The sequence below is a fragment of the Paenibacillus sp. BR1-192 genome, assembly GCF_029542445.1.
Classification (GTDB): Bacteria; Bacillota; Bacilli; order Paenibacillales; family Paenibacillaceae; genus Paenibacillus_AQ; species Paenibacillus_AQ lautus_A.
Genome location: NZ_CP120718.1, coordinates 16,221 through 41,606 on the forward strand (window position 1 = coordinate 16,221; position 25,386 = coordinate 41,606).

22 protein-coding genes, 1 pseudogene and 1 riboswitch are annotated in these 25,386 nt (G+C 45.7%); of the genes and pseudogenes, 12 read left to right on the top strand and 11 right to left on the bottom strand.

Features of this window, described 5'->3' with window-relative positions; all coding sequences use genetic code 11:
* Positions 1 to 28 precede the first annotated feature (28 nt).
* The 7 genes from P0X86_RS00080 to P0X86_RS00110 all read left to right on the top strand — a co-directional run bounded on the left by P0X86_RS00080 (position 29) and on the right by P0X86_RS00110 (position 8,233).
* On the top strand, positions 29 to 1,117 hold the full coding sequence (locus tag P0X86_RS00080; RefSeq protein WP_277747454.1) for a hypothetical protein: 1,089 nt from the start codon (positions 29 to 31) through the stop codon (positions 1,115 to 1,117).
* 734 nt (positions 1,118 to 1,851) lie between these two features.
* The gene (locus P0X86_RS00085; protein ID WP_277747455.1) at positions 1,852 to 2,490 is read left to right on the top strand and encodes a recombinase family protein; all 639 of its coding nucleotides are present in this window, start codon (positions 1,852 to 1,854) and stop codon (positions 2,488 to 2,490) included.
* A gap of 88 nt (positions 2,491 to 2,578) precedes the next feature.
* Complete coding sequence (locus tag P0X86_RS00090) at positions 2,579 to 3,529, top strand: Hachiman antiphage defense system protein HamA (RefSeq protein ID WP_277747456.1); 951 nt, start codon at positions 2,579 to 2,581, stop codon at positions 3,527 to 3,529.
* The gene (locus tag P0X86_RS00095; protein ID WP_277747457.1) at positions 3,507 to 5,564 is read left to right on the top strand and encodes a DEAD/DEAH box helicase family protein; all 2,058 of its coding nucleotides are present in this window, start codon (positions 3,507 to 3,509) and stop codon (positions 5,562 to 5,564) included. The genes P0X86_RS00090 and P0X86_RS00095 overlap by 23 nt, the downstream gene beginning before the upstream one ends.
* Positions 5,565 to 6,244: 680 nt before the next feature.
* The gene (locus P0X86_RS00100; protein ID WP_009595528.1) at positions 6,245 to 6,586 is read left to right on the top strand and encodes a hypothetical protein; all 342 of its coding nucleotides are present in this window, start codon (positions 6,245 to 6,247) and stop codon (positions 6,584 to 6,586) included.
* A 104-nt stretch (positions 6,587 to 6,690) separates the two neighbouring features.
* Entirely contained in the window at positions 6,691 to 6,840 is a 150-nt protein-coding gene (locus P0X86_RS00105; protein WP_277747458.1) for a small acid-soluble spore protein P, read from the top strand.
* A 307-nt stretch (positions 6,841 to 7,147) separates the two neighbouring features.
* The gene (locus P0X86_RS00110; protein ID WP_096777283.1) at positions 7,148 to 8,233 is read left to right on the top strand and encodes a hypothetical protein; all 1,086 of its coding nucleotides are present in this window, start codon (positions 7,148 to 7,150) and stop codon (positions 8,231 to 8,233) included.
* 77 nt (positions 8,234 to 8,310) lie between these two features.
* Here P0X86_RS00110 and tadA read toward each other — a convergent pair whose 3' ends face one another.
* The gene (gene tadA / locus P0X86_RS00115) at positions 8,311 to 8,805 is read right to left on the bottom strand and encodes a tRNA adenosine(34) deaminase TadA (protein ID WP_096777284.1); all 495 of its coding nucleotides are present in this window, start codon (positions 8,803 to 8,805) and stop codon (positions 8,311 to 8,313) included.
* A gap of 361 nt (positions 8,806 to 9,166) precedes the next feature.
* Here tadA and P0X86_RS00120 point away from each other — a divergent pair.
* Both P0X86_RS00120 and rluF read left to right on the top strand, forming a co-directional pair.
* Positions 9,167 to 11,461, top strand: a pseudogene (locus P0X86_RS00120) (ATP-binding protein).
* A gap of 34 nt (positions 11,462 to 11,495) precedes the next feature.
* The gene (rluF, locus tag P0X86_RS00125) at positions 11,496 to 12,197 is read left to right on the top strand and encodes a 23S rRNA pseudouridine(2604) synthase RluF (protein WP_036662880.1); all 702 of its coding nucleotides are present in this window, start codon (positions 11,496 to 11,498) and stop codon (positions 12,195 to 12,197) included.
* 125 nt (positions 12,198 to 12,322) lie between these two features.
* Here the strand turns inward: rluF and motB are convergent, their stop codons facing one another.
* Both motB and motA read right to left on the bottom strand, forming a co-directional pair.
* Positions 12,323 to 13,129 carry a flagellar motor protein MotB gene (motB, locus tag P0X86_RS00130; RefSeq protein WP_009595545.1) on the bottom strand — a complete coding sequence of 269 codons (807 nt, stop codon included), beginning with the start codon at positions 13,127 to 13,129 and terminating at the stop codon, positions 12,323 to 12,325.
* Positions 13,113 to 13,913 carry a flagellar motor stator protein MotA gene (motA, locus tag P0X86_RS00135; RefSeq protein ID WP_009595558.1) on the bottom strand — a complete coding sequence of 267 codons (801 nt, stop codon included), beginning with the start codon at positions 13,911 to 13,913 and terminating at the stop codon, positions 13,113 to 13,115. The genes motB and motA overlap by 17 nt, the downstream gene beginning before the upstream one ends.
* Positions 13,914 to 14,104: 191 nt before the next feature.
* Between motA and P0X86_RS00140 the strand changes: the two genes are divergently transcribed.
* Both P0X86_RS00140 and P0X86_RS00145 read left to right on the top strand, forming a co-directional pair.
* Complete coding sequence (locus P0X86_RS00140; protein ID WP_009595521.1) at positions 14,105 to 14,398, top strand: hypothetical protein; 294 nt, start codon at positions 14,105 to 14,107, stop codon at positions 14,396 to 14,398.
* 107 nt (positions 14,399 to 14,505) lie between these two features.
* Positions 14,506 to 14,820, top strand: a complete 315-nt coding sequence (locus P0X86_RS00145) for a 4a-hydroxytetrahydrobiopterin dehydratase (protein ID WP_009595556.1) — start codon at positions 14,506 to 14,508, stop codon at positions 14,818 to 14,820.
* A gap of 100 nt (positions 14,821 to 14,920) precedes the next feature.
* Here the strand turns inward: P0X86_RS00145 and P0X86_RS00150 are convergent, their stop codons facing one another.
* The 5 genes from P0X86_RS00150 to P0X86_RS00170 all read right to left on the bottom strand — a co-directional run bounded on the left by P0X86_RS00150 (position 14,921) and on the right by P0X86_RS00170 (position 20,236).
* Positions 14,921 to 15,277: a c-type cytochrome gene (locus P0X86_RS00150; RefSeq protein WP_096777305.1), complete on the bottom strand. Its 357-nt coding sequence runs from the start codon at positions 15,275 to 15,277 to the stop codon at positions 14,921 to 14,923.
* Positions 15,278 to 15,438: 161 nt separating this feature from the next.
* The gene (locus tag P0X86_RS00155; protein ID WP_012818350.1) at positions 15,439 to 15,939 is read right to left on the bottom strand and encodes a GNAT family N-acetyltransferase; all 501 of its coding nucleotides are present in this window, start codon (positions 15,937 to 15,939) and stop codon (positions 15,439 to 15,441) included.
* A 506-nt stretch (positions 15,940 to 16,445) separates the two neighbouring features.
* Entirely contained in the window at positions 16,446 to 16,919 is a 474-nt protein-coding gene (locus P0X86_RS00160) for a C40 family peptidase (protein ID WP_012818351.1), read from the bottom strand.
* Positions 16,920 to 16,923: 4 nt separating this feature from the next.
* Positions 16,924 to 17,059, bottom strand: a riboswitch (cyclic di-AMP (ydaO/yuaA leader).
* A gap of 346 nt (positions 17,060 to 17,405) precedes the next feature.
* Positions 17,406 to 18,233, bottom strand: a complete 828-nt coding sequence (locus tag P0X86_RS00165; protein ID WP_277747459.1) for a hypothetical protein — start codon at positions 18,231 to 18,233, stop codon at positions 17,406 to 17,408.
* An 11-nt stretch (positions 18,234 to 18,244) separates the two neighbouring features.
* Positions 18,245 to 20,236, bottom strand: coding sequence for a M1 family metallopeptidase (locus tag P0X86_RS00170; protein ID WP_277747460.1), 1,992 nt, complete (start codon positions 20,234 to 20,236; stop codon positions 18,245 to 18,247).
* A gap of 147 nt (positions 20,237 to 20,383) precedes the next feature.
* Between P0X86_RS00170 and P0X86_RS00175 the strand changes: the two genes are divergently transcribed.
* Complete coding sequence (locus P0X86_RS00175) at positions 20,384 to 20,902, top strand: YwhD family protein (protein ID WP_009595531.1); 519 nt, start codon at positions 20,384 to 20,386, stop codon at positions 20,900 to 20,902.
* Between the two features lie 92 nt (positions 20,903 to 20,994).
* Here P0X86_RS00175 and P0X86_RS00180 read toward each other — a convergent pair whose 3' ends face one another.
* The 3 genes from P0X86_RS00180 to P0X86_RS00190 all read right to left on the bottom strand — a co-directional run bounded on the left by P0X86_RS00180 (position 20,995) and on the right by P0X86_RS00190 (position 24,986).
* Positions 20,995 to 22,164, bottom strand: a complete 1,170-nt coding sequence (locus P0X86_RS00180; protein ID WP_277747461.1) for a copper amine oxidase N-terminal domain-containing protein — start codon at positions 22,162 to 22,164, stop codon at positions 20,995 to 20,997.
* Between the two features lie 182 nt (positions 22,165 to 22,346).
* Entirely contained in the window at positions 22,347 to 24,602 is a 2,256-nt protein-coding gene (locus P0X86_RS00185) for a heavy metal translocating P-type ATPase (RefSeq protein WP_277747462.1), read from the bottom strand.
* Positions 24,603 to 24,986, bottom strand: a complete 384-nt coding sequence (locus P0X86_RS00190) for an ArsR/SmtB family transcription factor (RefSeq protein WP_096777290.1) — start codon at positions 24,984 to 24,986, stop codon at positions 24,603 to 24,605.
* Between the last annotated feature and the right edge of the window lie 400 nt (positions 24,987 to 25,386).

Below are 25,386 nucleotides of genomic sequence, written 5' to 3' on the forward strand. Positions count from 1 at the left end.
ATGGGATTAATAGACAGGAGATGGTGAAATGGCGAGAATACGAAAAGCTTACTTTACTAAGTCAGAAATGGCAAAATTACTTGGTGTAAGTGAAAAACATCATGAGATATATATGCCCAATGAGATTTTTAAGGATTTTGTGGAAGCTTTTTCAACAGAGGAAATGGCAGGCAAAACTTCCACGCATATTGCATTTGCTTATGCTTATTATTATCTTGCAAACTACCAATGGAGATATGCCCAATATCGCTATTACAATGATAAAACAGGTGTGGAAACCAGTATAAATGAAGGAACAATTAAACAAATTCTTGGTTTTCCCTCGAAATCTGAACAATACACGTATCTAACTAAGAATAAAACGGGTCTATTGGTAAAACTGGGTTATATTCGCAAAGAAACAGATAAACCTTCTCGCTATTGGTATGACGATGAAGGGAAGTATAAAGAGGTTCAGTTCATATATGAAAGTGAATATCCAGAGTTATATGGTAACAACAAAAACTGGAAAGTGGCGATGCCAGTAAAGGCTCATTGGAGAGAAGAGTGGGCAGAGTTAGATTGCTATTATAATGGGACTTTCTATCAAATTGATAACACCCACTTGATTGACATTGATATTTTTATCTATTGTATGACCAATGCGGAATTGGGTGTAGAGGGTTTCTATTTGTATTGTTTCTTGAAGTGTATGACAGATAAATTTCAAAATGCTTATAATTGTTCTCAAAAAGAAATGGCTCAATTAACTGGGCTATCAATAGATGAAGTAAAGAAACAACTTGAAAATCTAGAGAGGCGTAATATGATTACAAGTGACCATAAACCATTCTGTTTAGATAAACCAGATGATAAGGAGACGAAAACAAATACCTATGGTGTTAAGGAACCTAATGAATTTGCTACGAGCATGATACAATTTAATGTCATTCCCAAACAACGGAAAATTTCAGCGAAGCAATACGAATCAGAAGTTGGCTGGGCAAATGAAAAAGAAGTTAATGGGTTGATTATTAATCAAAAGACAGGTGAGATTATAAAATCTGCTCCTGTTAATGAGTACAACATAAATGATGAAGCCGAATTACCAGACCTAGATGAGGTCTTTAGCAAATAAGTTAATTTGCATGCCATGGGACTATGTTCTATGGCTGTTTTGTGTTCCAAAAATTAAATCCAGAGGTGATGGATTTGTATATTAGAATCAAGAGAAGAGTAGCAAAGAATTTTGAGAAAGTATTCTATTTTTACCTATGTGAAAGCAAACGAATCGAAGGAAAGGTGACTAACAAGCAGAAATACCTTTTAAGTGCTAGAGAACAGGATTTGGAAAGCGGTGTCTACAAAGAGAAGTATAAAACTACATTGTCATATCTGGAAAATGAAGAAAAGCAAATGTTGGAGAAGAAAGTATCAGAAGTGTTTGATTGTAAACGTGGACTGCGATAATGATTTTCTATGAGAACTTGGTTTCTATTGTCATTTCAAGTGAAAATGTTACTGTCAAGGGTTTAAAAGGGCTTTTCGTATCGAGGAATTTATATGTAGGGTTCGTGAATTGAAGTGTTCGCCCCGCTCCAATGAGCATTGGCGCATTCCAGACTGTAAAGTACCCCCTGCTGGACAGATTTACCGTCATAATTAGGACGAGTTCACCGTCAAGCACTGGACAATATAATGTTGCAGTCAATGTGTTTACAAACGTATACCTTTACAAACATTTAATCATCACGACTATTTGCGTTTGTAAAGATATTAAAGTAAATTTATAAACGTTTATAAATGTTTATGTTAATTTATAAACATTTTTGATATAATTATAGCATCACATATAAAAGAGGGATGCTATAAATGACAGCTAAAACATTTGCCTACATAAGAGTTTCTGCAAAAGACCAGAATCCTGACAGACAGCTACATGAGATGAAACAGCATGGAGTACATGAACGAGATATATTTTTTGATAAAGAAAGTGGTAAGGATTTCAACCGTCCTCAATATCAGGCATTGAAGCAATGTCTGCGTCAAGGGGATTTGTTATACATTAAGTCAATCGACCGCTTTGGACGTAACGGCAAGGAAATCAAGAAGGAATGGGAACATATTACCCAAGAGATTAAAGCGGATATAAAAGTGCTTGATATGCCTTTGCTTGATACTACACAGCATAAGGACACGCTAGGAACGTTCGTAAGCGATTTGGTTTTACAGGTGCTTTCATTCGTCGCAGAACGTGAGCGTGAGAATATTAGTCAGCGGCAAGCAGAAGGGATAGCAGTAGCTAAGGCAAAGGGTAAGCATTTAGGCAGACCGCAAATGAATATTGATACATTGAGCAAAGAACAAAAGGCGATACTTGAATCTAATTATCCCAAGTGGCAAAGCAAAGAGATAACAGCAGTGCAGTTTATTAAATTGTTGGGGCTTAAAAAGAATACGTTCTATAAAATTATTAAAGAATATGAAAAGAGAATCGACAAGATTACTTGAAAACTAAATATCCAATCGTGATATGTCCTATGTGGTAGGATGTGGTAAGATACTACTAATATACTATAGACAAAGGTGAGGTAAATGAATGAAGAAGGTATCTCCCAAAATAGTTACCAAATCATATAACTCATTTAACGTTCATAATATTGCGGATAACTATAGTTTCTTTCACATTGATATTACGGATGATAAGAAGTTCTTAGAAGGGTTATGTGATTTTTTACTAAGCGAAGACAACCTTATAAGATATGCGACTAATAAGAGTGCAGTTAATTTCGAGCCAACTCTAAGAAATTTTATTACATTATATCGGGAATTGAATAACTTTATAGATGAAGAAAACATGGATAGCTTTGAGTTTGATGAAGAAATAGAAGCAGTCGTAAGTGAAGAGTTTGATGAGATAGGAGAAGAAAATGGAAAGAGAGTAATTCGTACTAGCAAAATCGGCAGGATAGGTGAGTATATATTCCACATATTTTTGTCTGATTATTTTGATTTTAACTGCATTATTCCAAAAGTGAAGCTCACAACGGATAAAAACATGAGTATACATGGGATTGATGTACTGTTCTTGAATAAAAAAGAAGAGACTATATTATTCGGTGAGTCTAAAGTTACAAATAAAATCGCAAATGGCATTGCAATGGTTAACAAGTCATTACTAAATTACGAGAAAGAAATAAGAGAAGAGTACATGCTGGTTTTAACTAACAACCATCTTAAATTAAATGGACTTGAAGATGTCTTCCCAGGGCAGACAGAAGTTTGTTTGACCTTTGATGATTTTATTAATAGCACCAAAATAAAAAATATAGGGGTTCCTATATTTATTGCACATGGTACGGAACTAAACCACGAAGAGATATTAGATTCTTTGGAGAGAAAAATAAAGCGAAAAAAATATTTTAATCTTGATACTAAGTATTATGTGATTTCGCTACCTATGATTAATAAGAAAGTGTTTATGAATTACATCACAAGCGTTATTCGTAAAAAGATGGAGGTTTATAATGCTTCAGTCAATAAGAGATAACGTAATATTGGAAATCGAAAAATCTGAAAATAAAACTGAAAAAATAATTCAAATCTCAGATAAGTTATTTACACTGGGGCTCACTATGTATTCAAGAAACTATTCTTTTGATTCTATTATCTACAATTCTTTTGCGTTATCTCATTTAGATGAAAGGATTTCTTTGCATCCAGAGCAAGTTAATATCCTTGATAACTTAAAAAAAAATGAAGGGGTTATTTTTAGTGCTCCAACAAGCTTTGGTAAAACCTTCGTAGTATTTGAATATATAGCTAGATTCAAGCCACAAAATGTAGTATTAATTGTTCCTACTTTGGCATTAGTTGATGAGTATAACAAAAAAATAATACGTAAATACCAAAATGTATTTAGTGACTATAATGTTTATTTATCTATTAACGAAGATTCTGAGTACAATTTTGATGAAGAAAATAACCTATTCGTACTTACACATGACAGGGCTATCGAAAATGCAAGTTACTCATTGATAAAAGAGATTGATTTTCTGGTTATTGATGAGGTTTATAAGTTAAAGCGAAATGAACAGGATGACAGAGTGTTGGTATTAAATATGGCATATTTCCATTTAGTGAAAAAGGCTCAAAAGCACCTGTTGCTTGCACCGTTTATTGGGGGTATTACTAACGTCAATGCTTTGGAGAAAAAACCAGTCTTTATAAATAGTAGTTTTTCACCAGTTGTAAATGAAGTAAAAACATATGAGGTTATAAACGAAAAGGAACGACTTCCAAAAGTAATAGAAATACTCAACAAATTATCAATTGAAGATAAAATAATGATATATTTCCCGACTGTATCTCAGATTTATTCCTTCGTAAAGAAGTCTTTATCTAACTTCCAAGATATCATACCAACAAATAATTATATTAATGAGTTTATTGATTGGTTGAAAGATGAAATACATGAAGAATGGTATCTCGTCAAAGCAATGGAGAAAGGATTTTTAATACATAATGGTCAATTACCACTGGGTATAAGAATATTTCAATTGGATTTATATGATAATAATCAAGAAAATTCTCAGTTTAATAGATTACTTTGTACATCAACGCTACTTGAAGGTGTTAATACGTCAGCTAAACATATAATTATATCAAAACCTTCAAGGAGTGGTAATAAGGAACAAGGTATAAACTTTGATGCGTTTGATTTTTATAATCTAGTTGGTAGGTCAGGGAGATTATTTGAACATTTCTTAGGAATTGCACATTATATAAAAACACCAGAAGACCCGGTGTTTAAAAAGGACGACGCTATTAAAGATATTGAGTTTGAATTAACTGAAAATAGTGAAGACATTAATATTCAAACTGATAATATCGAAGATGAGAACGAATATAAACAATTTTTAATGAAATTAGGCATCACGCACGAAGAATACAAGGAGAATATTGGTGTTAAATTTAGATTTAGAAGCATTCTTGCACTATATAATAACTACAAGATGAAAATGAGAGAACTCTTTCATGAGTTAACCACATTATTTGAGAATAATCAAAGAGGACGTATTTACCTAATAAGAATACTCTACTATATTTTTGAGGGTAAAACTAATAAGCTAGTTTGCAATATAATTAATCAATTGTTAAACAAGAATAGGCTGAAAATAAAGAAAATAATAAATGATACACATAAGCATTCGAAATCCGATAATATAGACCACATTATTACTACAACTCTTCGAATAAAATCAAGTTATATCGAGTATGACTTTTATTCTAAATTGCTAATAATTATGTATTTCATGAAATGTGAAAAAGAAGATGAAAAGATAATTGCTATGCTTGATTTGAAAGTAAAGCAAAACATAGACTATCTATATTTTACAGAATCCAAATCCAAAAGAATGCTTAAAGATTTAGGCATTTATGAAAGGGATATTGAAAAGATAATAAGAGTTATCGGTGAGGGTTTTAATGATACTTTTGAATTGAAGTCATTATTATTAAAAAATAGAGACAAGTTGAAAAACGTGGGTTATCTCTCGCAGTATATAATTGAATCGTTAACATAATGATATTAAGGGATTTGATATTGATATGATTCACTAAATTGATTCATTTTTTTGTAAGGACAATTTTGTCCATAAATTCTACTTTGGAAAGCCAATAAACATTTGGATTTTGGTTTAGTCACGAAGATATTTTTATCACCTAAAACGAGCCGTAAACATGGCAAAACCCGTGATAAATAAAGCGTTTGACACGTTCCTACGTTAATGACTCAATGAATCAACATCGGCAAGTCGAAGCCAACCAACTCGAAATTTATCGAGATGGTGACGGATAAAAATTATTTTTTGCTTCTATGGATTGACTCATACGTGTGAAAATAATAGGATGTATCTAACGGTCACGTACCAAATTCAACGTTTTAACTCAGACCGCTATAGCGGTTCAACAATAAAGTGCCATAAAGTCAGACAGCATAAAGGATGGCGGGTTTTTATAACGAGGGGCGGTCTTGAAAACCGTTAGGGGGCAACTCCACATGGGTTCGAATCCCATCCTCTCCGCCATACATATACAAATGCAAGCCGTTTCCTTAGGGGAACGGTTTTTTTATGGTCTTTATGCCTTTTTTACCAGAGGAGAAATGCATAGAAGGTTCAGATCTAAGCACTTTATGCTTGGGGGACCTGCTGTATAAAACAGCGCCTGTTATCGCAATTTATAGAGAAGGGGAGGTGTGAACATGAACTCAGAACTGAATGTCGATCAATCGACGCTGGTCAATGCTTGGCAGGAAAGGCTGCCGACCATACTCAAACCGGGGGATCGTGCAGAAGTGGCAGCAGACGAAGGAGATCCGAACGCCATCCGCATTCACATTGGCGCAGCAGGTCGTCAGGAGTATTCGTTTGATTTTCAATGCACCTATGTGGATTCCCGGGAAGTGAAGGTCGCTCTGATCGATGTAGAGCGTGATGGCGCGACGACGGATGAGCGCAATGAGAACATACAAGGCATGGTGGGCGATTATACGCGTCATATTCATGAGTGTGCTCAAACGCTGCAGCAAATCACGCATCACTAAGTTCCATGAATGAATGTGAAAGCTGTGATGCTCCTTTCAGACCGAAGCATCAAGGCCGTTTGCGTAGAACAAACGCTGTGATCCATGAAATGGAGGGCTATCAGATGAGTAAACCAAAGTCGATTCCAGTGCCTGAAGCACAGGAACAACCGAGGCAGCGGAAGGACCATGACCGGGGCGGCCAGGAGCCGCTGTCAGGCTCGCACAGAGCGAAGATCCGCAAGCAGGATGGCCATTATAATTCGGAGGGCTAACAGCCTTTAGGAGCAAAATAAGAAGGCGCCAAAAATCAAGAATCGAGAGAACTTCCTGACATTCGACAGGAAGTTCTTTTTTTCGATTTGAAACCTTTTGCTTCCAACTTCCGTATTAGTGTTCAAGTGTAATATTTTGGGGCCCCACCTTATTCGCATGTTAAGAAGTTTGAAATTAAGATGGATGGAAAAAGAAAGGAAATAAAATTTCAGCAAATATTCCAGAAAGTGTTTCTCATTTTGGTTAAATGGTTTATGATTAGAAGGTCTGTTATTTTTTTGACTGTTAGAGGGGAGAGAAATTTTAATGAACAAGAAGTTTGCAGCTATCATGCTGACACTGCTGCTCACGGTGACAGTTGTGCTTTCCGGCTGCGCGAAAAAAGAAGAGCCTAAGGCGGCAATGACCAATGCTGCTACGAACGCGATGAAGATGACATCCTACGAAATGAAGAGCAAATTTGTCATTGAAGACCTTCAAGTTAACATACCTGCAGTTGAAGGCGATCCAAGCGTAACACAGGCGATGACGATGCTGAAGAATGCGGAGGTTACACTGGACGGGATCTACCAGGCTGAGCCAATGCAAACCGAAATGAACATGGGCATCAATTTGAAGGGTGACATGGCGATGTCCTTCAACATTGATATGGTGATGACGAAAGAGAAAATCTACGTTAAAGTGCCAAGCATTCCTATGCTGCCGTTCCCGGAAGACGTTGTTGGCAAGTTCCTCGTGATGGACATGAAAGAGCTTGCTGAGCAATCCGGCGAAACATTTAACCCAGAAACCCTGGATACCGAGAAGTCCCAAAAATTCGTTAACGAAATCCTTGAAGCTGTGCTGAGCGAATATGACCAAGCGAAATACTTCAAAGAGATCAATGTTAAAGATGCCGGCCTTCCAGAAGGTGTTGACGCTAAACAAGTGGTACAATTCTTTGTAACCAATGATAACCTGAATGAAGCATTGGATATTATGGTAAACAAGGTTGCACCTAAGGTTGTTGATATTGCAGCTAAAGACGAGTACCGCGAATTGCTGGGTCTGACCCAAGAAGACATCGATGCTGCCAAAGCTGAAGTGTCCAACGTCAACCAAGACGAATTCAAAGCGGGCTTGGAAGAAATGCAGAAATACCTGAAAATCAATACATTTAACATCAACACGGCTATCGATAAAAAAGATTTCCCTGCGTACCAAGATGTTGTGTTGAACGTTGATTTCAATGATCCAGAAACGAATGAGAACGTGAAGTTGGCTGTGAAGGGTAGCACCCAATACAACAACATCAACGCGAAACAAGAGTTCAAAATCGGTATTCCAAAAGACGCTGACGTCATCACGATGGAGCAATTTGAGGAATCCATGAGCCAAATGAGCACTTACTAATTTTATTCATCGCAGACAAGAAAACCCGGCCATGACGGCCGGGTTTTCTGTGTTCATTCCTCTTTCGGTACATCAAATCATATTTTCCCGCGTAAACGCCGAAAGAACTGAGTCAGCAACGATGCGCATTCTTCCTGCAGCACGCCGTCCACCACGTGCGTCCGATGATTAAAGCGCGGCTCTTGAAGCAGATTCATCAGTGTGCCCGCACAGCCTGCCTTGGGATCGCTTGTGCCGTAGATGAGCTGCGGAACCCGGGACTGAACGATGGCACCTGCACACATGGGACAAGGCTCCAGCGTCACGTATAATCGACAGTCGAGCAGCCGCCAGGCTCCAAGATGCCGGCTGGCCTCCCGGATCGCTACCATCTCGGCATGAGCCGTCCCATCGTAAGTCGTTTCACGCAGATTATATCCACGGCCAATAATGTCATCGCCCCGTACGATGACAGCACCAATAGGAACTTCACCGAGCTCTTCGGCCTTCCGGGCTTCCGCGATGGCTTCTCGCATCCAGCGTTCATGATTTTCGTTATCCACAGCCAGTGGGTCTATTGAATGTGATATCAATCTAAAGTCTCCTTTCGCTGCCTGCTAAAACCCTGTATTTATACCCAATGTTCAACGAACATTTATTCGTTTGTTAACATGATGTGGACAGAATTGTGGATAAGTAAAAAATTATACACAAAGTTATACACATTATCCCCAGATAAGTTGTGTATTTGTGCGCAATCTGTGGATACGTCGTTTTATTTATCGGGATTAGCCTCTTATATTTTAAGGATTCCCTAATTCAATAGCAATGCGATTGCGGAAAAAACCCGTCAGCCGCAATACGGCTTGTCTTTTCAAACGTTCGTGATCAAGGTATCATGAGGGTATATATTCACAAGTCGTCGATGTGACAGCAGAAAGGTGAAGATGCCACTTGTCGATTAAGACGAAATTATCGATGATCATGTCCATATCGGTATTATTTATCCTTCTGCTTAACATTACGCTGAATTATTACACGACCCAGGAAAACCTGCAGCAGGATAGTGAAACCAAAATGGTAATGGCCGCCACGCAAATCGCCATTACGGTTCAGCAAACCGGCTTTAGCTCTGCGTATGTGGATAACATTTTCGGGGATATGCTGAAGGTAGCAGCAGTTAATGCGGCAAAGGCCTTAGATCCCGATATTAACAATATAACCAATCAGCAATTGGCCGAATTAAGTAAAGAGATCGGTGTGACCCACATTTCGCTGCTGGTTCGAACCAACGATGATATCGTTGTTGCCCGTTCCTCCTCCCAAGACGAAATCGGCCTTTCCACAAAAAACTGGGGGTATTAGCATACCGCATTTCTGGAATTGTTCCAGCATGGCAAAGTCGTGTCCGTTACGGAGGGGCAGCGGTCCGAGCATTTCTGGTCCGGACCGTTCGAGTTCTCCACATCCAATCCGGAGTTCATTGATAAATGGGGATACTATTATGATGGCAAGCGGAATTATATTATCGATCCCTACATCCGGAATTCGAATATCAAGGATTTTGTGAAGATCACAAGCCCGAACACCGTGGTGGAGGAGACTTTGAAATCGAATCCGCGGATATTGGAAGTGACGGGCATCAACCCCGAAACGTTTGGCAATGAATATATGAGAGAGGATGGAACGGACGATGTTCACCACAAGCTCCGCAATCGACCGATCACGTTCGGCACCTACAATTATGGGAGCCTGGATCAAGATACGGAAGCTGTGCAGAGGGCCGTATCTACCAGCGACAATGTGGTGTTTGTCAGCACCATCAATAATAAGAAGGTGTTAAAAAGCTTCATTCCCATCCTGTCCGAAAATAAACCGACCAGCGTGATCAGCGTCGTCATGGATTATGAAGCCATCTCTTCCGTGATGAGGGAGCAGATGATCAGTCTGGTGGCTATTTCACTGGTTTTGCTCGAAATCGTGATTTTTGGCAGTTACATTGTAGCGGGTTATTTTACGAAGCCGATTCAGGCCATCCTGGGCACCGTAAACGATGTATCGGATGGTCACTTCGATCGTAGACTTGAGGTTAGCAGCCGGGACGAGCTGGGGCAGCTTGCAGGCCGCATCAATGCCATGACCCGCAATCTGGGTACCTACACGAGCCAGTTGAAGCAGATGGTGGATGAGAACCAGTCCGTTAAAGAATATTTAGAGTCCGTTATCAATCAGACGGCCGATGCCATTCATACAACAGACACTTATGAACGCGTGATCAGCGTGAATAAAGCGTTTGAGCAATTATACGGCTGGAAGGCGCACGAAGTGGTCGGGCGGAAGCTTGCGCTTGTGCCTCCGGCCAAAGAGGAAGAGGAGAAGGAACGCATCCGTCGTTTGCGGGCTGGTGAGCGGCTTCCGCCGGTGGAGACGGTCCGTCTGCGCAAGGATGGAAGCACGATTGAAGTGAGCATCAGCACCTCGCTTGTGCGGGACGAGAACGGCGAGGTTACCTCCATGATTAGCGTATCCCGCGATGTGACGGAACGCAATCGGATCGAGGAGCTCCTGCGGCGTTCGGAGAAGCTCAATACCGTGGGGCAGCTGGCTGCCGGGGTTGCGCATGAAATCCGGAATCCGCTTACGACCCTCCGAGGATTTTTGCAGCTTCAACAGCAGACTCACAAAGCGAATCCCGATCATATCGACCTGATGCTGTCCGAGCTGGATCGAATCAATCTGATCGTCAGTGAATTTCTGATATTAGCCAAGCCTCAGGCGATTAATTTCCAGGAGAGGGACGTGGGCGTCATTATGGGGGATGTCATCTCCTTCCTTGACAGCCAGGCGCATCTGTACGGCATCGAGTTCAAATTGGATTTTATTGAAGAACCGACCTTTGTGCATTGCGAAGAGAACCAGCTCAAACAGGTGTTCATAAATCTGCTCAAGAATGCCATTGAAGCCATGCCGGAAGGCGGCAATATATGGATTAGGCTTACACGCCCGCAGGCCGAACAGATACAGATCGATATTCGGGATGAAGGTCAAGGCATTCCGGAAGACATGATGCCGCATCTTGGCGAACCGTTTATTACGAATAAGGAAACGGGCACAGGACTCGGGTTGATGGTAAGCCAGCGCATTATTCAGGGCCACCGGGGGACGATGGAAATCGAGAGTGAAGTTGGCGTAGGCACGAGGGTAAGTATTGTCCTGCCTGCGGTACCGCAGAAAACAATCGAATGCTGAACATGAAGTAGTTACAGATAAGGGGATGGCATCTTTGAGAATCAATAAATTTATCAGCGAAACGGGATATTGCTCGCGTCGTGAAGCGGACAAGCTGGTGGAGAGCGGGAAGGTCACCATTAACGGGGTGGTTGCGGTCTTGGGCAGCCAGGCCGAGGAAGGCGACGATGTGCGGATCCAGGGAAAGCCGCTTCAGGACAAGAAGAAGCATGTATATATTGCTCTTAATAAGCCGGTCGGGATTACGAGCACCACCGAGTCGCATATTAAGGGCAATATTGTAGACTTCGTAGGCCATAACGAACGGGTTTTTCCCATTGGACGATTGGATAAGGACTCCGAAGGCCTGATCCTGTTAACGAATGACGGAGATATCGTCAATAAGATCCTTCGCTCCGAAGGAAAACATGAGAAAGAATATATTGTGACGGTGGACCGTCCGGTAACGGAATCCTTCCTTCGCGGAATGGCCGGCGGCGTCAAAATTTTGGGGGAGATGACGCTCCCCTGTGAGGTCACGCGAATGTCCGAACGCGTATTTCGAATCATTCTGACGGAGGGGAAAAATCGGCAAATCCGCAGAATGTGCAGCGCTTTTGGTTATGAGGTTCGAAAGCTGCAGCGAATCCGGATTATGAATATTCGACTTGGCAGCCAACGTATCGGCTCATGGCGCGATCTCAATGACAAAGAGAAGGAAGAGCTTGGCCGGCTGCTGAACTATAAGCTCGAGTAGCAATTATGGTGTACCGGGTTTGTGAAACCCTTGTGTAAAAAAGAAAACAACCGATGAGATCTGGAGGCCAGATGCATCGGTTGTTTAGGGTGTGTTATAGTCGGTTAGACCGTTCATTATACCGGTTATTCATTAACGCTGGTAAACGTTGCGCTATCCTGGTATTTACGTATAATGGATACCTCAACCCGACGGTTCTTCGCTCGTCCAACAGCGGTGTTGTTATCGGCGATCGGATGGTATTCTCCATAACCGATCGGCATGAACCGTTTAGGGTCCAGTTCCGAGTTGGTGAGCAGAATCTTCATGAACTGCAATGCCCGATCCGAGCTTAAATCCCAGTTGGACGGATATTTGCTGTTGGAAATCGGCACATTATCCGTATGACCGGAAACAATGATCTCATAATCCGGGAATTTGTGAAGCATTTGCGATATGGCCTTGGCCAGTTTACGGGCCTCCGGCTTCACCACGGCTTCGCCGGACGGGAACAGGGCATTATCCCGGATCGTAATGACCAGCTGGGAGTGGTTTAACTTGGTGCTGAGCTCTGAGGTTAAACCGTTATTTTTAATATAATTATCGAGCTGTTTCTTCAGCTTCTCCAGATCCTCTTGTTCCTGACGCATCAACTCGGCACGCCGTTGGTCGGGCGTTGTTGCAGGAACGGAAGGGGTTGTCGCTTTATGATCGTTAATATTCGGCGGGGTGTCGCTGGGCTCGGTCTTGCTGTAATCCAGCACGCCGGTTCCGCCGGTAAGAGCAACGCTGAAGGCTTCGCTCATTTCTTGAAATTTGCGTGCATCCGTCGCGCTCATGGCATACAGCACCAGGAACAGGGCCAGAAGCAGTGTCAGCAGGTCAGCGTACGGAAGAAGCCAGGATTCGTCGGCATGCTCCTCGTGCGGCTCGTGTCTAGTCTTTTTGCTCACTAGCACCAGCCTCCCTCTCGCTGAGCTCAGCCCGTTCGGACGGTGTCAGGAACACGGAGAGCTTCTGATTGATTGCAATGGTGGATACACCGGATTGAATGGACAGCAAGCCTTCCACCATCATCAGCCGGATTTCAACCTCGCGCTTGGATAGGCGCTTGAGTTTGTTCGCAATCGGGTGACAGATGACATAACCGGTGAAGATACCGAGCAGGGTAGCGATAAACGCAGCCCCGATGGCATGGGCAAGCTCGCCCATGTCTTCCATATGGGATAGTGCAGCGATCAAACCGATAACGGCTCCGAGTACCCCGAGGGAAGGTGCATACATACCTGCCTGGGAGAAGATCAGCGAGCCGGAACGATGGCGCTCTTCCGTGGCGTTGATATCTTCCATCAATACATCGCGTACGAATTCCTGGTCGTTGCCGTCGATAATCATGCGCATTCCGTTACGCAGGAAGCTGTCATCGATCTCATCGACTTTGGTTTCCAGAGCCAGCAGACCTTCACGGCGTGTAATCGAAGCCCATTCCATGAACAGCTTGATCATGTCCGTCTTGTCCATCAGATTCTGTTTCACGAAGGTCATTTTGACCAGCTTCGGAATCTTTTTCAGCTCGGATAACGGAAATCCGATGAATAAAGTTGCTGCCGTACCGCCAAGAATGATTAGATAGGCTGCCGGGTTATACAAAGCGAGAAGGGAGGCACCTTTAAGAATCATGCCCACCAGTACCGCGACGATACCGATGATTAAGCCTATAATTGTTGAAATTTCCATACCACACCTCATCCGTGAGAAATAAAATAACGAATCCATTCGTCAGAACGGCTCTCATGGAGAACCAGGCCCCTTTTGTGGGGCGTTATCCTATTTATCGTCAGGTCGGGCTTTTTTTTTTAGTTGTAATTTCCGGTATAATGGAAGGAAGGGAAACGAAGCTTAGTACGGTAAGGAAAGGAGTGATTGAGATGGGTGTGAAGCACGGAAGGGATTACGGCGAAATCCTCGCGGAATTGACCGAAGCCGTCGGGCGAATTTCCGACAGCTACGTTTTCTTCGAAATGGAAGCGGAGGATTGGGGCAATCTGGGCGAAGCCGAGCGGAATGAGGTTCATGAGGCGCTGGCAGAGGATTTGTTCTATGCGCTGGGCACGGAGCCAGTGATTAGCGTCGGCAGCGGCGTGGTCATGCATGACCAGAATAACCATCGAATACATATTTTGATCGGTGAAGAAGAGTTGGCCTTTGTGGCTCTTGTGTAATCACTCCAGTTATCAACGGAAACAGGGCAGAATAGAATAGATGACAGAAGCCCATACACGTGTCAGTCGGCTTTACGATAGGTTTTTTTCGGGGAGGAAGATAAAAGATGCTTTATACGCAGCAAGAAGTAGAGGCTCATCTGGAAAAGCTTGAGGGTTGGGAATTTGAACAAGGGAGATGGATCGTCAGGAAGTATACCTTCTCCTCCTTCATGAAGGGAATCGCTTTTGTTGATGAAGTGGCAGCTATTTCGGAAGCTTTCGGACATCACCCCTATATCACCATAGATTATAAAGTCGTTACGCTGCGTCTCACTTCCTGGGACGACGGCGGCATTACGGCTGTGGATATTAAGGAAGCGCAGCAGTTTAACGAGGCCTACGAGAAAAGCCGTTCCAAGGACGGCAAATCGGGACAATAGACGGGAGACGGATCCATCCGGTCATAGCTCCCCAATATGTAAAAACACGCTTGCGCCGGGAGGTTCTCCAGGTTCAAGCGTGTTTTGCGTATAAGCTGATTTACTTTTTCTCAGCAAGGTACAGCGCGATGTTTGCGATTTCGTCAGGCTTAAGTTGATCCTTAAAGGAAGGCATACCCTTACGGCCTTTGGTTACAACGTTGAAGATCGCGTCCGCATCCATGTGTCCGCCTACTTGATTCAAAGCCGGTCCAGCGCCGCCTTGAAGTTGGTCACCATGACAGCTGATGCAGCTTGCTTTCAGTGTGGCTTCGGCTGCGGCAGCATCCAGAGTCACTTCCGGCATAGTCGGCTTCTCTTCCTGAGCTACCTGTTCCTTGCCTGGGAGCGTAAACATCAGCGCAATAGCCAACGCACATGCGACGAAGAACAATCCGCTCATGATCCATTTTTGCATCGTCATATCGTCCCTTCTATGTATACTGCACTTTTGCACTTGTCTCCATTATAAACCAACATCCATAGACAGCATAGCCAGTTGTGACAAAAAAAGCAACTATACCGCGCGCCTTCATAAAAAGTACACAAAATTGTGCTTTTTCATATAGACAAAGATTACTATTCCTCATTTGCCGGAGGCTCATACACCATGCAGTGGAAAAGGGCGTTTCCCGTCGGTGTAAGGCGCTCGTACGTATCGGTGATATGAAAGCCCGCCTTTTCGTATGCACGGATCGCGCGCTCATTCCAGGTCATTACCTCCAGGTCGATCTCATCGGCAGGCCGCCTCCGCCTCGCTTCCCGGACAATCGTCTGCATAAACCGTTTACCCATTCCCCGCCCGCACCAATCAGGCCGCATGCCCAGCCCGATCCGCGTAACCTCATGCATCGGAAACAGCTGGGCAAATCCCCATAGCGTCTTCCGTTCATCCAAAATCGAAATGTACTGTTCCCGGCGGATGTCCGGATCCCCAAACTCGATCTCAAGCCCCTTCATCTGCTCCCAGGGAAGAAAACCGTAAATGTTATAGGGAGGAGGATAGGTCCAGGCGCATATTTCTTTCGCGTGCTCTTCACGCATGACCACCGTATGAAATGAAATCGGTGCTGCATCCATTGGCAAAGTCCCCCTGTCATAATTACAAATTAAATTATACCCCATTTCTCAAACATTCTAGCCGCATTCAAAAAGCCCGTCCAAGAGAAGTAGGTCTCCTTTGACGGGCAAACGGATATGTATGGGCAGGACGAGGATAAGACATCGAAGCTTAGGAGGATTCTCCGGTCGACTTTTCATACTAATCATTGCTTATGTTGCGCTCGGCACCTACGTATCGCTGCTCGTAGTAGTCCTCAGAAAATAAAATCAATATTTTTCCATTAGGGTGTTTAATGAAGGGAGAGGAGGGTATATAAAGTGTAGAAGATGCAATGACTTGGGGAAGCGAAGAGAATTTGCATAATAATTTTCTTTTTTTCTCGAAAAGTGGGAACTTTTTCGTTGTCCCAAACGTTATAAAGGTATACACAGAGCAGACAAAAGAAAAAGCCGCTGGATGAGATCGGCACAATCTCATACGCCCAGGGCTTCTTGTAAAGGATAAATCAATGAAGTTCCAATAATTAATTGTAGTTCACAGCTACAGACTTGTACGTAGACTGACTCATGACTCGCTTAGCACCTACGTATCGATTGGCGTAATAGCTCTGGCTCAGCGGACTGATGATGACACCGCGCGAGGATGAGGAATGAGCGAATTTTCCGCCCCCAACATAAATACCCACATGAGATACACCTCTGCCGGATGTGTTGAAGAACACGAGATCGCCAGCTTTCAGCTTGCTCTTGGCTACGGCCGTACCGACTTTGTATTGAGCTCCAGACGTGCGCGGCAGGCTTAGACCAAGTTTCTTGTAGATATAGCTGGTGAATCCGGAGCAGTCAAAACCATTCGTTGTGGTTCCACCTGTTTTATAAGAGACACCAATGGCTGGTTTGATTGCAGTATTTAATTTGGAATCGGCGAAAGCGCTTCCGGTCCCTAATGTGAGTGCGAGGGCCAGGCCTAGAGAAATGGCCGTTAACTTCTTTTTCAAAACAAAAAGCTCCTTCCATTGCCTGCGAGGTTAGCTTAAGGGTTCGGTTGAAGGTCCCCTATGATCCCTCTCTTGCGAGATCAATTCACCCAAAACGGATCCCCCGCTTCCCAATCATGGGAATTCGGCTCCTTAAAATGTTGATGAACCCATTCATAGACGTCTGACGTTCCAACATGCTTAACGAAATTACATAGTTCCAGCAAAAAGTTACAGTAAAGATGACAAAGTTGTTACTAACATATTCGTTATTTTAGCAGAGTATTAACAATTTGGCAAATGAGGAAAGCTCATTTTTATACAAAAAAACCTGTCCCCATCATGCGGGATCAGGTTTTTTTGTAATTTGGCCATCGGAAAATGTAATATTGAGGAAAAATGAGCTTCTATTCTTTGTAAAATCAAGTCCGAGAGAGAAATGTGTCGCTTCCGATTACAGCATATTTACGAGCTTGTTTATCATAAGATGGTAACGAAATGTAACGATTAGGCATGCTGCGAGGAAGAATCCCGCCACAAATGGTATTGAGCGGAAATTACCCAAATTTGGAAGAGTCCATTCAGAAAATAAGAGGCTTGCTGAATAATCAAGCCGATCAATCCCGCCCAGAAGAGCGATGCCGAGCTCAGGAGCAAAAGAATGACGCAGGCCGATCCGCCAATGGTAAGGGATAACAGCACAGCCGTGCCCAGTCGGCGGAAGAGCGCAAGAATGGAGCTGATCATGCCGGAATTGTCCGTACGGCCGAATTGCATATAGAGCAATAACAGGCGAATCAGATAGGCGTACAGAAACCAGCCGGCTGCATGAGGCAGCGCATGAAGCAGCAGAACCGGCTCATGGATCCCGTTCAGAAAGATCGGAAGGATTTTGGGCAGAATCCAGTATCCGGGCACAAAGGTAAGAACAAGTTCGATCAGATAAAACACCGTAACGGGCTTCCATAGCTTCTGCATGCCGGTGAAGAAGAATAATCCGCGCTCGCCCTTGGCCTCCTGGTGGAGGTTATAGAAGATGCCTGCCCGAATGAGCGGGGTACATACCATCCGGATCAGGAGCAGAGCGGCCAGAAGCCAACCATAGGTATGGACCGTGCCGCTTAACGATAGACTCATCTCGCCCTCGTAGAAGAATAACAGGCGACTAAGCTCGTTAGGGGCAGAATCCGGATACCGCATCAGCAGGGGGACGACTGCCGATTTTACAAGCCGGTACAGGCAATATCCCCACAGCATGCGGTACAAGAACAGCAGAATGGAGACGTATAATTGGTCTTTAACACTGATCCACCCTTGGCCTGCATAACTTTTCATGTGCTCCCCCCTCACCATGACAGGCTGCCGAACAACGTCTCCACAAGCTTGGTAATACTGAGATTCCAGCGTGTGACCACCTTCGGATCCATTCCTGCCTTCATATAGTTATTGATGTGTCTATTCTCCAGAACGATGGAGTATTTCGGATCAACCATGGCCCAGGCGAGCGGGGTGCTGTATTCCAGGGTGTACGTAACTTTTCCGTCCTTGCCGCTCCAGGTTCGCTCCACCGTTTTGCCGTCTTCAAAGGCGAACACGATAGGCACATCGGTTATATCTCCGTCCTTGCTCGTAATCTTGACCGTGGATTCATACCGCGGATGGTCTGACGTGCCTTTATTTTTGGTTTTGATCACTTCGATGGCGACGTCGGCCATTTGGCTTCCATATACATATTGGTCAAAATACGATTGCCAGGAGGTTTTGCTTACTTGCTCGACGACTTTCTGAAAATCAGACGTGGTTGGGTGTTTGAAACGGTATTTCTGGGCATAGGTATGCATGATTTTCCCCATCATCTGTGGACCGACCTGCCGTTCAATGCCTTGCAGCACCAGCTTGCCTCTCGTGTAAACATTCAGCGCGTAGTTCTCGTGTGAGCTGTATTTCCAGGACTCCATCTTCAGCGGGGCAGGGGAGGTAATCGATGCTCCTTGAGCAGCGGTGTTGGAGGTAATGCCGTATTCCTTCTCCATCACTCTTTCTTCTGCATAGGTTGCAAAGGCCTCGTCCAGCCATGCTTCCTCAAATTCGTTGCTTGCGATCATTCCGTAAAAATATTGGTGGGCGATCTCGTGAATGACGGTCCGTTCGAGCTCATAACCCGGCGAATCGTTCTTGGCCCCGAAGGCCGTGACCAGCGTCGGGTATTCCATGCCGCCTGCACCGTTGCCCGACTCCGGCGGGACGACGATGGACAACGTGGAATAAGGATAGGTTCCGTACCATTTACCAAACGAAGCCAGTGCCGACTTGGCGGCATCAAAGTAACGGTCCTTCAGGTCTTTATGGGCCGGATCGAGATACAGCTTGATGCGGACGCCCGGCACGCCCGGTGCCGAGAAGGCCTCCTCGGCCGTGACAAAGTTGGGCGAGGCCGACCAGGCAAAATCATGCACATCATCGGCATAGAATTGATAGATTTTTTCCCCGTTCGACTTTTGGGCAGGCTTGGTCGGGAATCCGGTCGCGGCGACAATGTAATTCTCGGGCACCCGGATGCGAACGCTGTAAATGCCGAAGTTGGAGTAGAACTCGGAGTTGCCGTGGTATTGATGAAGATTCCATCCTTCCTCGGCTCTTCCGCGAAGTCCGGCCGGTTCATAGACCGATACTTTAGGAAACCATTGGCCAGCCATAATAAAATTCTCGGTGGTACCCATGCGCGCGAATATTTTGGGAAGCTCGACTTCAAATTCCATGTGAATGGTGATGCTCTCCCCGCCCTTGATGGGTTTGGGCAATCTTAGTTTGACAAGGCTGTGATCCTTGATGTTCCCGTCATCGGGTTGGACGAATTGAAGGGGATGGGTAAGGGCCAGTCCTTCCGTCGTTTTCACATTGGTAATGGTCATGGAGCCGTACCCGTCGTCCGGCATGGGGTCGGAACGAAGCCTGCCGCCCGATTCCTTCATAAAGGTCGTTTCATCGGAAGCAAAGGCATTGGGATACAGATGAAAGTACAGCTCGTTTACGCTTTTTTTGCCTGGGTGAGTCCAAGTGAGTGTCTGCTTGCCCTTAAGCTTGTTCTCCTCAGGCTCGTACCGAACATCCATGTGATATTCCACCAGCCGGTCGCTTAGGGCCGGAGCGGGAGTATCAGGCTGCACCTTAGGCGGTGAGAGCGGGGCCTTCTCCACGGCAGAGGCAGAGGGCTTGCCCGCATTTGGGGCAAGGACAGACGCTGAGGACCCTGGATTCAGAAATATCGGCATCGATCCTGCAAGCAAACCAAGGGCAAGCAGGGATGATAGAAAGACTTTGGCACGTGGTGGGACCATATCGAACAACCTCCCGTTGACAAGCATCTAGTGCATGTATATGTTTGCTTTTGGGGGATTATTAGTTAAAATAAAATTATTGGGACATGGTTATCAATTAAGCGGCTGATACGTGAGAATCGGCTCTGATATAGGAGGTCGGCAGCAGTGGAGAACGAAGATCAGAAGCAGGGTGCGAAGAAACCCATTGCGTTGAATATTATCAATAGCAAGAGTAAGCATAAGGGGTTTGGATCCGGCTCCATCGATCTGAACAGTTTGTCGCCTGTCATCATCGACAATGGCGAGGCGCGAGTGGATATTGGAGCCATGCATGCAAAGAGCAAGGTGGAGAAGGGCATCCGTTTCAGCATGAACCGGGATGAAGTGCCCAACGGACGCCAGGTGTGGATCGTGTGGGTAGCTGTAGACCGTACCGCGGAAGGACAGCATTATGCAGGCATGACCGCGTGCGAAATGTGGATCGACCATGAAGCCCGGCGCGGCTGGAAAATCCTCGCCGACCATGTGAATAAAATGGATGCGGCGATGAAGCGCAAGATTATTCTGGATGGGCTTGGCGACGTGGAGAAGAAAGCGCTGCGCGAACTGCTGATCTCCCGTAACGAGGAATGGTGGAATGCCTCGCCGGAGGAGTTTAGAGAAGCTCTTCAAACAGCGGAATGATACCATAAATAAGCATTTTTCTAGATGCGGACATAGGAAAGACCGGTAGGATTCGTGAATGAATCCGCCGGTCTTTTTTGTGATTGTTACGGTTAGAATGGAAGGGCGTAGGTCAGCTTTTTCTTTATATCAAGAAACGGATTTTCGTATTGAAGCTTCAGCTTGCCGCCGGCATATCCGTCATACGCAAGGCCGTCTCCGATGAAACCCACTTCGTTTGGCGGCATCTCCTCAATAGCCTTGATGCTCTCCTCGTCCAAAAGATCGGGATAGATAAGTTCTGCGGACTTGCCTGTCGGTTCAACAATATACAGGGTTGCCTTCGTATAAGGACGGACGAGCAGGAAGTCCTGTTCGATTGCTTCCACAATAAAATGATCGTCAACACCGGTGAGGGCGGCCAGATCGTAGGTTTTTACCGTTTTGCCCATCGGATGAACCAGCTCTAGCGTACTGCCATTCATCATGGCAACTTTGCCTTTGTAGCTGAGTTGGTCCGGACGGTAGTTGATCCCGGCAAAATTGGTGTGATTCGTTTTGGAAAGCTTCAGAATTTTCATGTCCTGAATGAGCACCCGATATCTTCCTTCATGGATATGGGGTTCCCCGTAATAATTGGACAAGTCGACGACATAGGTATTGCTGTTGATGCGATGTGCGTTCAAGCCCACTTGATCGATATCCTCGATCGGGAGAATGCCGACTTTCGTTGGCGTCGTTCCGGCTTTCCCCATGGACAGCATACCGGTCTCGCGATTTACCCAGAACAGCATATTGGCCTTGGAGGCATAAGCGTATTGGGACCAGGAATCAAAGGTGGTTCGAAGTCCGGATTTGCTGTCGTACTTCAACTGAATGCCGAAACCTTTGGTAATCAGGCTGGCGGGAACATAAGTCACGCCTTTCTTCACAACCGGAGCCGCCTCAAGCTTCAGAGCGGTACCCTTGGCATTGACGGCGCGCGAATTTCCAATAATCACGCGAACAGACTGGGTCGGGCTGTTAATGTACAGCTCGTTCTTTCCAGGGATCGTCAGCTGCAGCTGCAGCTGTTCGGAAACTTCCTTCAGCGGAATGAACACGACGCCTTTATTCGTATAAGGTTTATGCTTCACATCGAGCGTGCTCCAGGCTGCCTTGCTCTGCGATGTGGAGGCCGCTGCCGCATGGGCAGGAATGGTTACGAGCGATGAGGATGTAAGCATTAAAGACAATGCTATGGATGCGGTACCTGCTAGTTTGATAATCTGTACGGATTTCATGTCTTTCCTCCTTCTGGTTTTCACTCCCGCCTATATAAACGACTAAATAATGGGAAATGTTTCATCAAATCAAAAAAATCATGTAAAAAATGATATATGCGATGAAGCAAAGCTGAGGGGAGAGGGAGCGTCCGAACCTAAAAAACCGGAGCTGCCCAGAAGGGACGCAGCTCCGGTTTATGTCAATGTCCTGATTGCAGTTCCTGATCCTTGCCAAGCAGAATGGTGAGACCCAACAGGGTAACGATAATGGTGGCCCCCATGTCCGATATGATCGCGATCCATAGGGTCAGCCAGCCCGGAATCGTTAGCAGCAGAGCGATGGCCTTCAGCGACAAGGAAAGTCCGATGTTCCATTTAATAATCCGGTTGACTCGTCTTGCCGTCTTGATGGCCCCGGGCAGCTTACCAAGGTGATCCTGCATCAATACGATGTCGGCGGTTTCGATGGCGCTGTCCGTTCCTTTTCCCATTGCGATGCCCAGATCGGCAGCGGCCAATGCAGGGGCGTCGTTAATGCCATCGCCGACCATGCCGGTCTTTTTGCGGGAGCTAAGCTCCTTGATTTTGGCGACCTTCTGTTCCGGCAGCAGGCTTGCGAACACCCGCGATACGCCGGATTGTTTCGCTATCGCCTGCGCCGACTGCTCATGGTCGCCCGTCAGCATCACCGTATCCGCGATTCCAGCCTCGTGAAGCTTGCGGACAACGGCTGCGGTCTCCGGCCTGATCTCATCGGCAAGACCGAATTGACCTAATACGCGCTCCTCGCTTACGGCGGCAACGATCGTGTACCCCTGGGCCTTCATTCTCCGAATGTCATCCTCAACGGCACGGATATGATCTTGAGGGCCGTTCACATGCTTCAGCACTTCCTCGCTGCCCACCCAGAACAGCTTCCCTCCGATTTCAGCCCGAATGCCTTCACCCGGCAGCACCGTTATCTGTCGAGGTTCATTAAACATGCATTGCGGCTGCTTGATCTCCAGATGTTTCATGACGGCTTTGGCCAACGGATGGAGAGAGGACTGCTCCAGCGCGCCTACCACGGCATAAAATTTATCTTCATCATATACGGTTTCCGCGTAGACGGCCGGCTCGCCCTTGGTCAGGGTTCCCGTCTTGTCGAAAGCGACGGCTTCCAGGCGTCCGAGCTGCTCCAGATGGACTCCGCCTTTAATTAGAATGCCGTTGCGTGCCGCGCGGGTCATCCCGCTAACCAGCGCTATCGGGGAAGAGAGCACGAGCGAGCAAGGACACCCGACAATGAGAATGGACAGCCCCTGGTAGACCCAGGTCATCCAGGGCTGATTCAGCAGCAACGGAGGAATCAGCGCAACAGCCAATGCGATGATCATAATGGCTGGCGTATAGTATTTAGCAAATTTATCGATGAATAGCTCCGTCGGCGTCTTGCTGTCCTGCGCCTCCTGCACAAGATGCATGATCTTGGCCAGGGAGGAATCCTGATAAGCCTTCGATATGGCGATATAGAGCACGCCGTCGGTACTTACGCTGCCGCCAAATACGGCGTCGCCCTCCCGTTTCGTAACAGGCACCGATTCTCCGGTTATGGCAGCTTCGTTCACCGCGCCGGTTCCCTGGGTTATGGCTCCGTCCGAAGGAATTTTCTCGCCAGGTCTTACCCGGACAACGTCTCCGGGAGAGAGGCTTTCGATCGGCACGCGTTTGGTTTGGCCGTCTACCCAAAGCTCGGCTTCCTTCGGCGCTGCGGCCAGCAGCGCTTCCATGGATTGGCGGGCACGGTTCATGCCGTAGCCTTCCAGCAGCTCATTGAGGCCGAACAGAATGGCAACGAGCGTGGCTTCCCGCCACTCCCCGATGATGACGGCACCTACGAGCGCAACGGTCATCAGGGTATCCATATTGAATTTGAAGCGGGTCAGGTTACGCAGTCCGCGCAAAAACGTCGTATACCCGCTCAATATCATGGCACCAGCATATAATGCGATCACAACCGACTCGGCGGCTTTCCCTTCTAATAGAAAAGTCAGCAGATAAAACGCAGCCGAGATGGATAGCAGCCACTTCATTTTTCGTTCGCTGCCATGGCTGTGTTCATGTCCATGGCTTTGTCCGTGGTCGTGTTCATCTGACGGACCATGAGCGTGCGGCGAAGAGGCGGGCCGAACATCAGCGCCGGCAGCCGAATGGGCTGTTTGGGGAGCGTAAACGATTCGGGCTCCATCACTTTTCAAAATGGTTTCTACCCGGTTTAGGTTCACCTGGGGGGAAAGGGTCAGCTTTCCGCTGTTATAACTCAGCCGGGCGTCGCCTCCATGGTCGAGCTTCTGGATCTCCTCCTGCATTTCACGGGTGCAGTTCGGGCACGAGAGGCCCTGGACCTTGTATTCAACAAGTTTGCTGCCACCTGCTTCAGGAGATGTTTTGGATTGCTGATGGTTGTCCGTGCTCATCTACACCCTCTCCTTCTGGTGCTCCAGCGTCATATGAAGCAAAGTCCGGATATGGTCGTCTTTTAGCGAATAGTATACATTCTTGCCCGCCTTGCGCGATTTGGCGATATTCTTGTTCTTCAGCGTACGCAAATGATGGGAGGCTGTTGCGGTGGAGCTTCCGAGAACTTCAGCCACGTCGCAAACGCATAACTCGCCGCCGCGGTCCAGCATATAGGCTACCTTGACCCGCGTCGGGTCGGCCAGCGCCTTGAAGATCTCGGCCATGCCGAGCATATCATCGTCCGAAACCGTTTCTTTTAACAAAGCAACCCTCTCGGTTGAAGGACATTCCGTTTCACACAGCTCCAGAGCCACGTCCTCTCTCATTGTTCGGACATTCATAAGATCAACCTCCTTGAAATAGGAGCAATTAGTGCTCTTTATTCTATATATTCAAACGTTGATTTGATTGTTAGTCATAATATACCCGATTTACACATGATATTCAAACGAATATTTGATTGTTCACAAGCTTTTCACAGCGCAGGTTATGATCCGGCAAGTCCTATCATATGAACCAATTCCAGCGTTAGGCGCAGCGGCCGCCCAGAAAATCCTTCCATTTCATTTCACGCCAACTTATACTATTAGCAAAAAGATGTGAAATTCGCACAGGAAGAGTATCTGCGGCCCAGGCGCCTCAAGCGCTGCATCATATCCTGTACGGGCCATCGTTTCGACTCGAATGTGTACATTATCTAATACCTATCCTTCGATTTGCGGATGTGTATAAACAGGGGAG

What these genes read in the sequence shown, in the direction of transcription:
- P0X86_RS00080 (WP_277747454.1), top strand. Translation starts at nt 29, where the DNA reads ATGGCGAGAATACGAAAAGCTTACTTTACTAAGTCAGAAATGGCAAAA.
- P0X86_RS00085 (WP_277747455.1), top strand. Translation starts at nt 1,852, where the DNA reads ATGACAGCTAAAACATTTGCCTACATAAGAGTTTCTGCAAAAGACCAG.
- P0X86_RS00090 (WP_277747456.1), top strand. Translation starts at nt 2,579, where the DNA reads ATGAAGAAGGTATCTCCCAAAATAGTTACCAAATCATATAACTCATTT.
- P0X86_RS00095 (WP_277747457.1), top strand. Translation starts at nt 3,507, where the DNA reads ATGCTTCAGTCAATAAGAGATAACGTAATATTGGAAATCGAAAAATCT.
- P0X86_RS00100 (WP_009595528.1), top strand. Translation starts at nt 6,245, where the DNA reads ATGAACTCAGAACTGAATGTCGATCAATCGACGCTGGTCAATGCTTGG.
- P0X86_RS00105 (WP_277747458.1), top strand. Translation starts at nt 6,691, where the DNA reads ATGAGTAAACCAAAGTCGATTCCAGTGCCTGAAGCACAGGAACAACCG.
- P0X86_RS00110 (WP_096777283.1), top strand. Translation starts at nt 7,148, where the DNA reads ATGAACAAGAAGTTTGCAGCTATCATGCTGACACTGCTGCTCACGGTG.
- motA (WP_009595558.1), bottom strand. Translation starts at nt 13,913, where the DNA reads ATGGAAATTTCAACAATTATAGGCTTAATCATCGGTATCGTCGCGGTA.
- P0X86_RS00140 (WP_009595521.1), top strand. Translation starts at nt 14,105, where the DNA reads ATGGGTGTGAAGCACGGAAGGGATTACGGCGAAATCCTCGCGGAATTG.
- P0X86_RS00145 (WP_009595556.1), top strand. Translation starts at nt 14,506, where the DNA reads ATGCTTTATACGCAGCAAGAAGTAGAGGCTCATCTGGAAAAGCTTGAG.
- P0X86_RS00150 (WP_096777305.1), bottom strand. Translation starts at nt 15,277, where the DNA reads ATGCAAAAATGGATCATGAGCGGATTGTTCTTCGTCGCATGTGCGTTG.
- P0X86_RS00155 (WP_012818350.1), bottom strand. Translation starts at nt 15,939, where the DNA reads ATGGATGCAGCACCGATTTCATTTCATACGGTGGTCATGCGTGAAGAG.
- P0X86_RS00165 (WP_277747459.1), bottom strand. Translation starts at nt 18,233, where the DNA reads ATGAAAAGTTATGCAGGCCAAGGGTGGATCAGTGTTAAAGACCAATTA.
- P0X86_RS00170 (WP_277747460.1), bottom strand. Translation starts at nt 20,236, where the DNA reads ATGGTCCCACCACGTGCCAAAGTCTTTCTATCATCCCTGCTTGCCCTT.
- P0X86_RS00180 (WP_277747461.1), bottom strand. Translation starts at nt 22,164, where the DNA reads ATGAAATCCGTACAGATTATCAAACTAGCAGGTACCGCATCCATAGCA.
- P0X86_RS00185 (WP_277747462.1), bottom strand. Translation starts at nt 24,602, where the DNA reads ATGAGCACGGACAACCATCAGCAATCCAAAACATCTCCTGAAGCAGGT.
- P0X86_RS00190 (WP_096777290.1), bottom strand. Translation starts at nt 24,986, where the DNA reads ATGAATGTCCGAACAATGAGAGAGGACGTGGCTCTGGAGCTGTGTGAA.